The organism is Flagellimonas aequoris (genome assembly GCF_003584165.1).
Classification (GTDB): Bacteria; Bacteroidota; Bacteroidia; order Flavobacteriales; family Flavobacteriaceae; genus Flagellimonas; species Flagellimonas aequoris.
The window spans coordinates 92,069-104,811 of sequence record NZ_QXFJ01000031.1 but is presented as its reverse complement, the minus strand read 5'-3'; the positions used below and the strand labels follow the sequence as shown (position 1 = coordinate 104,811).

General features: G+C 43.9%; 14 protein-coding genes. 5 read left to right on the top strand and 9 right to left on the bottom strand.

The genetic code is table 11. The annotated features are described in order from the left end of the window. The first annotated feature begins 42 nt into the window (after positions 1 to 42). Positions 43 to 654 carry an LbetaH domain-containing protein gene (locus D2U88_RS18210; protein WP_119641976.1) on the top strand — a complete coding sequence of 204 codons (612 nt, stop codon included), beginning with the start codon at positions 43 to 45 and terminating at the stop codon, positions 652 to 654. Between the two features lie 72 nt (positions 655 to 726). Then, on the top strand, positions 727 to 1,119 hold the full coding sequence (locus tag D2U88_RS18205; RefSeq protein ID WP_119641975.1) for a DUF1398 domain-containing protein: 393 nt from the start codon (positions 727 to 729) through the stop codon (positions 1,117 to 1,119). Between the two features lie 85 nt (positions 1,120 to 1,204). Here the strand turns inward: D2U88_RS18205 and D2U88_RS18200 are convergent, their stop codons facing one another. Beyond that, positions 1,205 to 2,353 carry an MFS transporter gene (locus tag D2U88_RS18200; RefSeq protein WP_119641974.1) on the bottom strand — a complete coding sequence of 383 codons (1,149 nt, stop codon included), beginning with the start codon at positions 2,351 to 2,353 and terminating at the stop codon, positions 1,205 to 1,207. 122 nt (positions 2,354 to 2,475) lie between these two features. On the opposite strand from D2U88_RS18200, the gene D2U88_RS18195 reads away from it, so the two are divergent. Next, positions 2,476 to 3,342, top strand: a complete 867-nt coding sequence (locus D2U88_RS18195) for a helix-turn-helix domain-containing protein (protein ID WP_119641973.1) — start codon at positions 2,476 to 2,478, stop codon at positions 3,340 to 3,342. Here the strand turns inward: D2U88_RS18195 and kynU are convergent. Together kynU and D2U88_RS18185 are read right to left on the bottom strand one after the other, a co-directional pair. Next, positions 3,331 to 4,599 (bottom strand): kynureninase, encoded by a 1,269-nt coding sequence (gene kynU, locus D2U88_RS18190; protein WP_119641972.1) that lies wholly within the window; start codon positions 4,597 to 4,599, stop codon positions 3,331 to 3,333. The two genes, D2U88_RS18195 and kynU, sit on opposite strands and share 12 nt — an antisense overlap. Positions 4,600 to 4,639: 40 nt before the next feature. Beyond that, complete coding sequence (locus D2U88_RS18185) at positions 4,640 to 5,107, bottom strand: GNAT family N-acetyltransferase (RefSeq protein ID WP_119642250.1); 468 nt, start codon at positions 5,105 to 5,107, stop codon at positions 4,640 to 4,642. 64 nt (positions 5,108 to 5,171) lie between these two features. Here D2U88_RS18185 and D2U88_RS18180 point away from each other — a divergent pair, with 64 nt between their 5' ends. Continuing rightward, positions 5,172 to 5,813, top strand: coding sequence for an O-methyltransferase (locus D2U88_RS18180; protein ID WP_119641971.1), 642 nt, complete (start codon positions 5,172 to 5,174; stop codon positions 5,811 to 5,813). Here D2U88_RS18180 and D2U88_RS18175 read toward each other — a convergent pair. From D2U88_RS18175 to D2U88_RS18150, 6 genes are all read right to left on the bottom strand, one after another. Continuing rightward, positions 5,779 to 6,351 (bottom strand): phosphatase PAP2 family protein, encoded by a 573-nt coding sequence (locus D2U88_RS18175; RefSeq protein ID WP_119641970.1) that lies wholly within the window; start codon positions 6,349 to 6,351, stop codon positions 5,779 to 5,781. The genes D2U88_RS18180 and D2U88_RS18175 overlap by 35 nt on opposite strands. A 3-nt stretch (positions 6,352 to 6,354) precedes the next feature. After that, positions 6,355 to 6,624: a Sec-independent protein translocase subunit TatA/TatB gene (locus D2U88_RS18170; protein WP_119641969.1), complete on the bottom strand. Its 270-nt coding sequence runs from the start codon at positions 6,622 to 6,624 to the stop codon at positions 6,355 to 6,357. A gap of 82 nt (positions 6,625 to 6,706) precedes the next feature. Then, positions 6,707 to 9,022: a M1 family metallopeptidase gene (locus D2U88_RS18165; protein WP_119641968.1), complete on the bottom strand. Its 2,316-nt coding sequence runs from the start codon at positions 9,020 to 9,022 to the stop codon at positions 6,707 to 6,709. A 60-nt stretch (positions 9,023 to 9,082) separates the two neighbouring features. Beyond that, positions 9,083 to 9,592 carry a DUF6702 family protein gene (locus D2U88_RS18160; protein ID WP_313782581.1) on the bottom strand — a complete coding sequence of 170 codons (510 nt, stop codon included), beginning with the start codon at positions 9,590 to 9,592 and terminating at the stop codon, positions 9,083 to 9,085. A gap of 84 nt (positions 9,593 to 9,676) precedes the next feature. Beyond that, positions 9,677 to 10,471 (bottom strand): hypothetical protein, encoded by a 795-nt coding sequence (locus D2U88_RS18155; RefSeq protein ID WP_235855824.1) that lies wholly within the window; start codon positions 10,469 to 10,471, stop codon positions 9,677 to 9,679. Then, a complete protein-coding gene (locus tag D2U88_RS18150; protein ID WP_119641966.1) occupies positions 10,471 to 11,205 on the bottom strand; it encodes a carboxypeptidase-like regulatory domain-containing protein in 735 nt (244 codons plus the stop codon). Before D2U88_RS18150 ends, D2U88_RS18155 begins: the two co-directional genes overlap by 1 nt. Before the next feature lie 214 nt (positions 11,206 to 11,419). Between D2U88_RS18150 and D2U88_RS18145 the strand changes: the two genes are divergently transcribed. Beyond that, a partial coding sequence (locus tag D2U88_RS18145; RefSeq protein ID WP_220473520.1) for a hypothetical protein occupies positions 11,420 to 12,743 on the top strand: 1,324 nt, incomplete at its 3' end.

The window sequence follows — 12,743 nt, the reverse complement described above, 5'->3', positions numbered from 1 at the left end:
TTACATTTTGCATTCATTTAGAACATCCAAAGCATAAGGTCGGTGATCAATATTGGACATTTCATATCAAACATCCCTTCTTTTCTTGAAAAGGAAGACTCCAGTTTGCCATGGGAAATAACGACAAATATCAAGAGTATCATTGAAGAAATGATACCAAACCTTGGGGAGCATTTCAAAATAGAAAACGGAATAGCCATTCACAAGTCTGCAATTCTTGAACATGGGATAACCATAAAAGGGCCTGCCATCATTATGGATAAATGCCACATATGCGCAAACGCCTATCTCAGGGAAGGTGTTTTTTTAGATAGTTCGGTAAAAATTGGACCTAGCTCGGAAATAAAGAGCAGTATGATATTTTCGGGTTCCGCCATAGCTCACTTAAACTATATTGGAAATAGTCTGATTGGCAGAAATGTGAATTTTGAAGGAGGTTCCATCGCGGCCAACCATTATAATGAACGTGTTGAAAAAAAGATACGGGTAATTTTCAAAGATCAGGTCATAGACACCGGAACGGAAAAATTTGGGGCTTTGGTAGGGGACGGTTCCAAAATTGGGGCCAATGGGGTCTTATCCCCAGGAACAATATTAGAAAAGGGTTCTATTGTAAAAAGATTGGAATTGATCGAGCAATTAAAAGAACCGTAAGACTACCTTCAAAAATAGTCACCCACAAGCAGAACAAACAGAATCATTAAAGATTGAAATAGCAATAAATCCATGTTTACAACAGATCAGATTCATAAAGCATTTTCCAAAGTTAAAAGTGGTGCTGACTTTCCTCAGTTCGTACAAGACCTAAAAGAAATTGGAGTAACCCACTATGACAATTTTGTTTCGGATGGACGAACAAAATATTATGGGTCAGATGATTTTACACTTGACGGAAATTCAAAATATCCTGAGATGAAAGTAAATGAAATCAGTTCATTGGATAGCCTCAAACACGCCCTTTCAATTCATCAACAAGGCCAAACGGATTATCCTACATTTTGTAAACAAGCAGCGGATGCCGGCGTTGAAAAATGGATTACTCACATGATGGAAATGACTGTTACATATTTGGATAAAAAGGGGCAAAAATTAATTATTGAATCCATACCGAAGCCTTAAACAATAAAATAGTCGGCAGAAAATATTGTATATGACTAAAACAGTCCAAAATCAAAATGTTGCCAAAATTTAAATGAGCGATTGATTATTTACCCCTCCTACCCAAGAAAAAGGTAATCACAAAAACCAGGATGGCACAGCTCATCAATAGAACAAAACTGTAAACCAACGAGGCCCGTTCAGCTAAAAAACCCAAGATCACAGGACCCAACAAAAATCCTGAATACCCTGTTCCCGCAATAAAGGAAACCCCTTGGGAAGAATCCACGCCTTTCACATTGCCACCAATACGGAACAGTTCGGGCACCATGACCGAAAAACCCAGACCACACAAAGCAAAACCGGCAATGGCCAAGACGGTATGTTCCGAGAGCACCATGGCATATCCCAAAATGGCAATCAAGGCACCGAGGGCAACAATTTTAATGGAACCAATCTTTGCACTGATGCCATCACCTAAAAAACGACCCAAGGTCATGGTGGTCGAAAATGCCAAAAATCCAGAACCGATAAGTACTTCGGGCGCCAAAGCAACTTCCTTTAAATACAATCCACTCCAATCGATGATGGCTCCTTCGCTCCCCATAGACACAAAACCAATGATGCCCAATAACAACAAGGGTTTGAACAGTTTAAAACTGAAGGGTTCCTTTTCCACTGGGGCAGCCACAATGTGATAATAATGCTTCCTTAACATCAAATTGATGATCAAGACCAACACTACTACAATGGCCATATGCAATGGTGGGTTGCCGATTATAGGAATCAAAAAACTACTAAAGCCGACCAAAATACCCCCCAGACTGAAAAATCCGTGGGCAGCCGACATAAAATTCTGTTTGTCTTCCTTTTCAATCTCCGTAACGAGAGTGTTCATGGCGATGTCGGTAAGCCCATTGCAGGCTCCCATCAAAAAGAGGCTAGCCATCAACGTGTAATAATTTGGAGCCATCAACGGAAGCAGGGCCGCCACCGAATTGCAGCAGACCCCTGTCCAAGTGGCCTTGCCGACCCCCAATTTATTGATGATCTTGGACGCGATGGGAAAAATGGTGAATACCCCCAACGATAAACAGAACAAGGCAATTCCCAAATCTGCCTTGTTGATTCCGAGCTTTTCCTTTACTAAAGGGATATAGATCGCCCAAGTTCCAAACCAAATATTCAAACTGGTGAACACCCATGCAGGGGCAAAATAACGTGGGTTGGAAAGAATAAGTCGTAGTGATTTCATAATGTATTGTCACTGCAAATTAACCAATCTCCAAGCAACAAATCGTGCCCATAATATTCAAATACCAATACGATTTATTCATTTATGTCAAAAAAAATGACACTTTTAGGTAATTTTACCTCATGAAACCCATCCTTGAATCCATAAACGTTGCCGTAAATACGTCAATTAGAATCAAAACTTACACTAATGATGACCATTGTGAATCTGCTGGTTGGCATATTCACCCAGAATATGAACTGGTCTATGTGAAAAATGGTTCGGGAGTATTGAACATAAGTTCCAAAAAAAGGATGTATTCGGATGGGATTCTTGTCTTTTTAGCAGGCAGCATTCCGCATGCGGACTTTGGAAACCACGACTATCCTGACAATCTAGAAGTAGTAATTCAGTTTAAAAAAGATTTTCTGGAAGAGAAACTAAAAATGTTTCCGGAATTGGGCAAGGTCAAGGAACTTATCAAAAAATCCAAACAGGTTTTGATTTTTGATCCAGGTCTACATAAAGCACTCTCTCATGATTTTAAAAAATTCGTGTACTTGGATAATCAAGGGAAACTGATTAATCTTCTCTCCATTTTGGATCGAATCTCCAGGGAGGACTCTTATGAAACCCTTTTTGACACTTTTACCACGGACAGCTTCAAAAGCAATGATGTCAAAAGGTTAGAGGAAATCTTTGAATATGTAAACCTCAACTATGCTAAAGACCTTGCTATTGGTGAAATTTCCTCAAAATTGGGTCTCACCCCAAATTCTTTCTGTAGATTCTTTAAGAAAATGACCCAAAGTACCTTTACCAATTTTGTCAATGAATTTAGGATAAACAAAGCTTTGGAATTCTTTAATGAAAGTAATGCTTCCATTGCAGAGGTAATGTTCCGCTGTGGATTTAATGACCCCTCTTATTTTTCACGCCAGTTTAAAAAATACCAAGGTACTTCCCCAAACTCCTATTTAAAAGCCAAATACAGGGGCTTACTTATTTAATATCCCCTTTTTTAAAATCTGCCCAAAATGGTACATATCTTCATAAGAGCAATAAAAAGGTGCCGGGGCCAAACGGATCACATTGGGTTCGCGCCAATCGGTGATGACCCCCTGTTTCATCAAATAATCGAATAACGACCTTCCTTCGCCATGCAACAATACAGACAATTGACAACCCCTATCCTCTGGGGTAATGATTTCAAAAGTACTCTCCACTTGGGCATCGATATCATGTAGGATAAACTCCAGATAGGCCACAATGTGCTTCTGCTTCTTGATTAGGGCATCCATTCCCACTTCATCGAACAGTTCCAACGAGGCCAAGTAAGGTGCCAACGAAAGTATGGGTGGATTGCTCAATTGCCAGGCATCTGCTGTTTCCGTGGGGTCGAATTCAGGTTTCATCAAAAAACGGGTCTCCTTTTTGGTGCCCCACCAACCTTCAAAACGGGGGATGTCCGACTTGCCCAAATGCTTTTCGTGCACAAAGATCCCGGATGCATTCCCTGGACCACTGTTCATGTATTTGTAGCTGCACCAAGCCGCAAAATCGGCATCCCAATCATGAAGGGACAATTCCACATTGCCCACAGCATGGGCCAAATCCCACCCCACAAAAGCTCCAACCCCTTTGCCGGCTTTTGTAATGGTTTCCATATCCAAAACCTGTCCATTGTAATAATTCACACCTCCCATCAATACCAAGGCGAGTCCATCTCCTACCTCGTTTATTTTTTGGATGATGTCCTCGGTACGCCAAGCATGTTCTCCATCCCGCTTTTTTACTTCAACAATGGCTTCCTTTGGGTCAAAACCATGAAACCGAACCTGACTCTGCAACATATACTGGTCGGAGGGAAATGCCTTTTCCTCGCAAATAATCTTGAATTTTTTTGCTGTGGGTCGGTAAAAGGAAACCATCAACAAATGAAGGTTTACCGTCAAGGTATTCATCACAGAGATTTCCTTAGGCTTTGCGCCTACCACCTTGCCAAGTCCGGCAGCCAAACGCTCATGATAATCCCACCAAGGTTTATCGGCATAAAAATGACCTTCCACGGCCAAATCCCGCCAATCCTTCATTACCTCATCCACAAACCTTTGGGTACGCTTGGGTTGCAATCCCAGGGAATTGCCCGTAAAATAGATGACATCCTTTCCGTTTACCTGTGGATAATGGAACTCATCCCGGTATTGGGCAAGGGCATCGGCAGCATCCAGTTGTTGTGCAAATTCAAGCGTATTTTGAAAGGTCATATGCTAAGGTTTGCCCCAAAAATACAATTTGTGATGGTATTTATTGTTCCAACCGCATTTCGATGATGTGCTTTTTGAAACCCACTTTTTCATATGCCTTGATGGCACCCACATTGTCATTGTACACCGTCAATCGTATTTCCTTGAAACCTTGCTCTTGTGACCATTTTTTGAGGGCTTCCACAATCAGTGCGTTGATTCCACGTCCCCGATAATCTACATCCGTGTACATAAACCCTAAATAGGCATAAAACTCGTGGTCCAAGTAATGTCTTGCCTGTTTGGGAATGGCATAGCCAGAGGATACGATCCTGCCATCCACCTCCGCTACAATCACACAGGATTTGGGGTCCTGAACCATTTTTTCAAGGTCATAATAATTCACCTTGCCCTCTCTAATGGTTACATCGAAGGGTCGTTCGGCCTTTACGATGCCCTGCTCAAAATCCAACAGAACGGGAAGGTCTTCCAAGGTGGCGCGGCGTATGCGTATTTCGGTCGATGACATTTTTAGCTTGCTTGATTTGATATTCCAATGTAGTTCTTTTCTATATTTTTGCGAAAACTTGTACATGCATTTCCTATCACCACTATTGGAAAATTATATTGCCAACCACTCGGAACCCGAACCACAGTTGCTGACGGAACTGACCCGGGAAACCCATTTAAAGGTGGTACAACCCCGTATGATCACGGGGCATTTTCAAGGAAGGGTGTTGAGTATACTCTCCAAGATCATCAACCCAGCCTATATTTTGGAAATAGGCACGTATACCGGTTATTCCGCCCTTTGTTTGGCAGAAGGACTTCAAAAAAATGGTGAGCTACATACCATTGAGGTGAACGAGGAACTGCACCAATTGCAACGCACCTATTTTGACAAGAGCGGTTTTGGCTCCCAAATCTTCCAACATACGGGTGATGCGTTGGATGTCACCCCCGCTTTGGAGAAGATTTTCGACCTGGTTTTTATCGATGCGCAAAAAGTGAACTACGATGCCTATTTTGAAGCTGTGATCACCAAGACAAAACCTGGAAGCATCATTTTGTCCGACAATGTGCTGTGGTCCGGAAAGGTGGTGGAACCGCTGCAAAAAGGTGACAAGGCTACGGAAGCTCTACTCGCCTACAATGAAAAATTGAAAAACGACCCCAGGGTCGAAACCGTTCTTTTGCCCATTAGGGACGGACTGACTTTAAGCCGGGTGTTATAAAACGGTTATACAACCAGTAGAATAACATTCCGGATAAAATCCCGACTATGGCCCCTACAATAATATCGATGGGAAAATGCACCCCCACATAGATCCTGCTCATGCAAAACAGAATGGGCCAAAGAAAGAACAGGAAAGCCCATTTTACCTTCTTCCTTAAAAAAAGAAACACCAAAGTAGTTATGGAAAACGAACTGGAGGCATGGCCCGAAAAGAAACTGTAATCGGTGGGGCTTTTTAAGATTCGGATGATCGTATTGATTTCTTCCGTGTTATTGGGACGTAAGCGCGCTACGGAAATCTTGGTCCAATGGGTAATGGCAGTAATAAAAATCACCAATCCCATGATCGTAAAAAACTTATAGAGGGCTTCCTTTCTGTCAAACTTTTGGAACAACAGGAAGAGAAACAGTAAAAAGAGGGGAATCCAAGTGGTAATATCGGTCACGGTAGACCAAAATCCATCATACCGTTCTATGCCCAAACTGTTGAGATACACAAATGTATCCCTGTCCCATTGGAGCAGATTCTCCCACATGTATTACTTAATGTCCCTTTTGATGGAGCCGGTAACCTCGTCCACATTTTTCTTTACCTCATTGAGTTCCTTGCGAATCTCTTTGGTAAAGTCCGTGTCGATATCTGCGCTTTTTTGGATCTCGCGCTTAATATCATCCGTGGCGTCCTTCAACTGGCGCATACCCTTGCCAAGGCCTTTGGCTATTCCAGGTATCTTGTCCGCCCCAAACACCATCACCACAATAAATAGGATGAAAAATATCTCCGCTCCGCTAATGAATAGAAAATGCATACAACAAATATAATCAGAACTTATCAGCAAAATAAAAAAAGCCCCGTGAAATCACGAGGCTCTTTAACAGTCTTTTTTTTGATTATTTTCCTTTGATGTTCTCCTTGAACTTATCAAAGTCTGATTTTTCCTCTTTTTTAGGCCAAGAGTTGTTGGTGGTATCCACATCGGCAGTTTCCAATTTTGGATCTACCACAATCCCTACCAATTCTTTTTGGGAAGAAATCACCCTTTTCACCTCTGCATCGTTCTTTCTCCAAATCTCAGGTGGATAAGTGACATTTTCCTTGGTACCATCGGCATAGGTATACTCTACGATCAATGGCATGGGGATGCCTCCTGGTTTGTCAAAAGTGATCTCATAGAAATATTTTGGCTCTTTCACCTGAGACCTTTCGGCCTCGGTCATGTTGTCCATCATAAATTCCTTAAGGTTTTGGGAAGTCTCCGTTGGGGATTTTCCTTTCAACTCAGGCATAAAATCCTCGCTTTCCTCTTCGGCCAAATATACCAATGGGGGAAGATCGGCCTCGGTAAGGTTCCTATCGGCCATATATTTTTCCATTTCCTTGGTAGGCTTGCTGGACACGTAGTATTTTTTAACGCCCTTCACTCCTATATCCACATAATCTGTGGTGTAGAACCAAGATCTCCAGAACCAGTCCAAATCCACGGCAGAAGCATCTTCCATGGTACGGAAGAAATCCTCAGGAGTAGGGTGCTTGAACATCCAACGCTGGGCATAAGTCTTGAATGCATGGTCAAAAAGTTCCTTGCCCATAACGGTTTCCCTTAAAATGTTAAGGGCGGTTGCTGGCTTGCCATAGGCATTTGGACCCAACTGGTATACGTTTTCCGGGTTGGACATGATGGGAGAAATGTATTTTTGATCTCCGCCCATGTAGGGAACAATGTCCGCTGGGTTACCCCTACGTGATGGATATTTTTCGTTAGGTGCGATCACACTTGGGTTGTTTGTACCGAAGTCCTGCTCGGCCAAATACTGCATAAAGGTATCGAGACCTTCATCCATCCATCCCCATTGACGCTCATCCGAGTTTACGATCATCGGGAAGAAGTTGTGTCCCACCTCGTGGATGATCACACTGATCATTCCAAATTTGGTCCTGTCGGAATAGGTTCCATCTTCGTTTGGACGACCGTAGTTCCAGCAGATCATAGGGTACTCCATACCTTGGTTCTTGGCATGTACCGAGATGGCCTTGTGGTATGGGTAATCAAAAGTATGCTCCGAATAGGTTTTCAAGGTCTGTACCACTGCCCTTGTGGACAACTCTTCCCAAAGTGGGTTTCCTTCCTTGGGGTACAACGATACGGCCATAACATCTTTGCTACCGATCTTAACCGCCTGCATTTCCCAGATAAACTTACGGGAAGTGGCAAAAGCATAGTCCCTTACGTTGGTGGCCTTGAATTTCCAAGTCTTGGTATCCGTGGCAAATCCTTTCTCGGCAGCTTCAGCTTCTTGTTGGTTTACAATGATCACAGGCTTGTCATAAGACTTTACGGCCTGCTTATAACGCTTCATCATTTCTTTGGAGAACACTTCCTCCCTGTTTTGCAATACCCCTGTACCGTCCAAAACGTGGTCGGCAGGAACTGTGATGCTCACATCATAATTTCCGAATGGAAGGGCAAACTCGCCACTTCCCCAGAATTGGTGGTTCTGCCATCCTTCCACATCGCTGTAAACGGCCATTCTTGGGAAGAACTGTGCAATCACATAGGCACGGTTACCGTCCTTTTCAAAATATTCGTATCCTGACCTGGCCCTGTTCACGGTATGATCGGGAATATTGTACCACCATTTAACGGAGAAAGACAATTTCTCACCACTTTTCAACGGTTGTGGAATGTTCACTCGCATCATGGTCTGGTTGATGGTATAGGACAATGGTTTTCCACTGGCATCCTTTACCCATTCAATATTGAAACCGCCATCAAATGGCTCGCTGATAAAAGTCTCTGCAAAGTTTCCGGCCGTGTAGGCAATGTTCACCCCGTTCCCATCACGCAAAGGTGATTTGGAATCCTTGGCACGGACGTTCTGGTCCAATTGCACCCAAAGGAACTCTAAATCGTCCGGTGAATTATTGTGATAGGTGATGGTTTCCTCACCGTTGATCTTGGCATTTTTGTCATCCAACTGTACATTGATCGCATAATCGGCCTGTTGTTGGTAGTAATCAGGTCCTGGGGCTCCGGAAGCGGAGCGATAGGTGTTGGGGGTTGCAAATTCTTCGTACAATTGTTTGAACCTGCTTTGATTATAGTGTCCAGGTTCCCTTTCGGTTTTTACGTCGCCTTCTTCCTGTGCCATTACGACTGCTCCCATAAGGAACAACACAGAAGCAATGCAATACTTGACTTTGTTCATTTTCTATTTGATTTTAAAACGGTGAAAAATAACGCATTTTAACCAATTGTTAACAATGCGTCATAAGTTTAACATTCCTTTATTATTCCCCTTGATGAGCACAAAACTCTTCTTGTGTCCTGCCCATTTTACATGTACCACATTCTGTTGTTCATCAAAAAGGTCGGTCAAGATCTCATTCTGTACCGAAACGGATTTTACATCGGACAGGTTGATGTTGGGGATTTCCAGATAACAAATGGCCACATCGGTGTCATACCGCTTACCCAAAAAGTTATATTTTACGGGCTTTCCATTGATTTCGACCATAAACTTGGCCCTAAAATATTTTTCCAGGTATTCATCCGCCAGTTTGGATTCATCAGGGGTTGCCAATTGGGATTTGATACCATAGCGTTCCTCCATCAGATCGTCCAGGTCATCAATAAAAATCCTGCTCGTGATCTGAAAGGCCTTATCCTCTTCGGAATAGACCATATTGGTAACGCTGACATAAAATTTGTGAACGGAGGTGAAGGACAGAAAAAGGACCATTGCCAAAGGCAATAGTATATGTTTAGCTTTTTTCATTCTCATCATATTGTTTTTTGACTCCTTTGGAAGGGACAATGTTACAGTTTTACCTGTTTTTCTGCAATTTGCTTGCCAAAAACATCAATCCAAATGGTTGTTTTTTCGATATGCCCGGCTCTTCTCCAGCATAAAATCCCAAATCTTCAACTTGTCGTGGCTATCCACTGTAGTCTGAAAGGCCTCGTCTACTTCACAGAAGTACATGAAATCGTCAATTTTTTCCATCGGTATCTTCAACGTGGCCACAAAAAGGGAATCCACATAAAAATCCTGGACCCTTTGTGTCCTGGCATAAGCCTTGTCTACCTTGACCCTGTTTTTCAACATTTTGGTCCGCCCGGTGATGGCATTGATAAGGGGGTCCAATGGTGGGCTCAAAATCATGCCCATATTAAACTTTCCCATGGTAGCCTGATCCAACATTCGCTCACTTTGGGTAGGAATCCTTTGGTGGGCATTGGGCAAATTCAAGGCCTCGGCACTTACATCTTTTTCTAGGCTCAGTTTGCCCAGATCTTGGGTCAAATCCCCAGAAAGGTTATAGGGCCTTACCACCACTTCCTTAAGTTGGTTTACAAACTCCACCATGGGCACTTCAATATAATTGGCATGGTAAAGGACCTCAGTCACCGGTAAGATCTTCTTCACAAACTGGACCGCAGAAAACACCAAGGTGTCGTTCACCTGTACATCAATGGCGAACTTTCCCTCAAAATCGGTGATTACCGCTTTATCGGAAGTTATGTTCTGGACCACCACACCCACAACATCCTCATCCTCACTGGTAACCTTTCCGGTAAGCATTTTGCCTTCCCCATCTTGGGCACTGGCAAAAAGCACCAAAAAGAAAGCCATACATGCCAAAAAACTTCTCATTATTCCAAGGTTGCCAAATATTCTTTGCTTTGGGTCACCAGAAAATCGATCAGCTGAAATTCGTTCTCTTTTTTGAGTAGGGTCTGTGAAGGTATCTTGTCATCGCAATACAACAGAAAGGCATCTATCTTGTCCTGTGGCAATTTAAGATCGGCCACAAAGAACTCGTCGTCATACACATGGCGCAAGACCTCACTTACCTTCAGTGGAGGCCTTTCCACTCCTTTTTCCTTTTGGGAGGCAAAGAGTGCCTTGAATATGTTCTTGATGTTCAGACCATCCTGCATGCCCCTCACAATTCTAGATTCGGCCACGTTCTGCACTTCTGTATTCCTATCGATCTCGTAGTTGAATTCCTTGAAATCCTCGTTCTTTACTTCGAGGAACTTGGCCTGGTTCTCAGGGGTCACCACCACTTCGTCCAATTCCCTGACCTTTTCATTGACCTCTACCACCAAGCGGTTCTTTTGCAAGATCTCGGGAGTTATCGTCACCACCTCCAATTGATAGTTCACCGCGGTGAACACTACTTGGTCCCCGGCCTTTACCTCTATGGCAAATTCACCATCCTCATCGGTAATGGTGGCCTCGCCCGAGGTGGAGTTGATCACGTTCTCATTGGGCACGTTGGAGCTTCGGTACAACACCTTGCCCCTTAACAATTGACGGCTATCCTGTGCCAAGGACCACCCTGAAACCAGCAACGAGAACAAAATCAAAACTATATTTTTCATAAGAAAGCGTTTAGCACAGGTTAAAGAAAACCCATGGTGCGCATATATAAAAGTGAAGGGGTTCTAAACTTTTGTTAATTCTGTGCCTACAAATATACCCAAAGGGTTTCCCATTCACCCCTGAATTTCGTGTTTTGACGGAAATTCATATAAATATGGAACCAGAGCATTAGATTTGTTCCTTACGTTTGGAAATCCTCAAATAACAAACACTGTGAGAACTTACATTGCATCCTTGGTCATTGGCCTACTCATGATCAGCACCCTGAGCGGACAGGTAAAGATTGGAGACAACCCCCAAAACTTGGATCCCTCATCGGTTTTGGAATTGGAAAGTGGCAACCGTGTTCTGGTGATCACCAGGGTCTCCACGGCCCAATTGAGCACCATTAACCCCTTGCCCGGTGCCTTGGTCTACAACACGGATCAAGAATGTATCAACTACTACAACGGTACGGAATGGATCAATATCTGTGAGGCCCTCGATAATTCCTTTACCGTAAGTACCCGGGCCGATTTTCTTAGTCAGATCAACCCGAATGCCAAGGACAGTACGGTGGTCATCACCCCTACGTTGAATCCGGATGGCAGTACCAACTACAACTTTGAGGTGAACCAGATCACAGGGGCCAATATTGCACCTTCTGCGGTTAATGGGGAAAAAATACAAAATGGTTCCGTTGGAAGCTTGGACTTGGCACCAGGCTCTGTTACCTTGCCAAAGTTAGCCGCTGCCGAAAACGGTATTCCCGGAGACATCATCCAATGGAACGGTACCGATTGGGAATTGGTAAACCAGTTGAACTTAGGCATTACCGAAAAAGATAGCATTGTGGGAAACGAGGTATTGGGACCCACTGATGCAACGCTCATTTTAAGTGGGGCGGGCACCAGCATCTCCCCCCTGACCCTCGATGTGGCCGATAACGGCATCACCGACAATGAACTGGCAACCAATGCCGTAACTACCGTAAAAATTGCCAATGATGCGGTAACCAGCATTAAGATCCAAGATGGACAAGTAACCGCCAATGATATTGCGAACAATGCAGTAACGCTTGCCAAAATGGCCGACAATTCTGTTGGAACAGCAGAACTAGTTGATGACAGCGTGGATGCGGATAAGATAAATGCCAACGTAGCGGGAACGGGACTTATACAAGCAGGAGATGGCTCACTGCAAGTTGATAACGCAAACATTGCGCCCGGCTGGTCGACATTGACCGGAAAGCCTGCCGGTTTCGCCGACGATATCGATGACGACACAACCTATTCCGCAGGAACGGGACTCACCTTGACGGGGACGACCTTCGCCGTGGACAACACAACAATTGCGCCCGACTGGTCGACATTGACCGGAAAGCCTGCCGGTTTCGCCGACGATGTCGATGACGACACAACCTATTCCGCAGGAACGGGACTCACCTTGACGGGGACGACCTTCGCCGTGGACAACACAACAATTGCGCCCGACTGGTCGACACTGACCGGAAAGCCTGCCGGTTTCGCCGACGATGTCGATGACGACACAACCTATT

Excerpts from the sequence above, each read along its gene's own strand:
- D2U88_RS18205 (WP_119641975.1), top strand. The coding sequence starts at position 727 with ATGTTTACAACAGATCAGATTCATAAAGCATTTTCCAAAGTTAAAAGT.
- D2U88_RS18200 (WP_119641974.1), bottom strand. The coding sequence starts at position 2,353 with ATGAAATCACTACGACTTATTCTTTCCAACCCACGTTATTTTGCCCCT.
- D2U88_RS18195 (WP_119641973.1), top strand. The coding sequence starts at position 2,476 with ATGAAACCCATCCTTGAATCCATAAACGTTGCCGTAAATACGTCAATT.
- kynU (WP_119641972.1), bottom strand. The coding sequence starts at position 4,599 with ATGACCTTTCAAAATACGCTTGAATTTGCACAACAACTGGATGCTGCC.
- D2U88_RS18185 (WP_119642250.1), bottom strand. The coding sequence starts at position 5,107 with ATGTCATCGACCGAAATACGCATACGCCGCGCCACCTTGGAAGACCTT.
- D2U88_RS18180 (WP_119641971.1), top strand. The coding sequence starts at position 5,172 with ATGCATTTCCTATCACCACTATTGGAAAATTATATTGCCAACCACTCG.
- D2U88_RS18175 (WP_119641970.1), bottom strand. The coding sequence starts at position 6,351 with ATGTGGGAGAATCTGCTCCAATGGGACAGGGATACATTTGTGTATCTC.
- D2U88_RS18170 (WP_119641969.1), bottom strand. The coding sequence starts at position 6,624 with ATGCATTTTCTATTCATTAGCGGAGCGGAGATATTTTTCATCCTATTT.
- D2U88_RS18165 (WP_119641968.1), bottom strand. The coding sequence starts at position 9,022 with ATGAACAAAGTCAAGTATTGCATTGCTTCTGTGTTGTTCCTTATGGGA.
- D2U88_RS18160 (WP_313782581.1), bottom strand. The coding sequence starts at position 9,592 with ATGAAAAAAGCTAAACATATACTATTGCCTTTGGCAATGGTCCTTTTT.
- D2U88_RS18155 (WP_235855824.1), bottom strand. The coding sequence starts at position 10,471 with ATGAGAAGTTTTTTGGCATGTATGGCTTTCTTTTTGGTGCTTTTTGCC.
- D2U88_RS18150 (WP_119641966.1), bottom strand. The coding sequence starts at position 11,205 with ATGAAAAATATAGTTTTGATTTTGTTCTCGTTGCTGGTTTCAGGGTGG.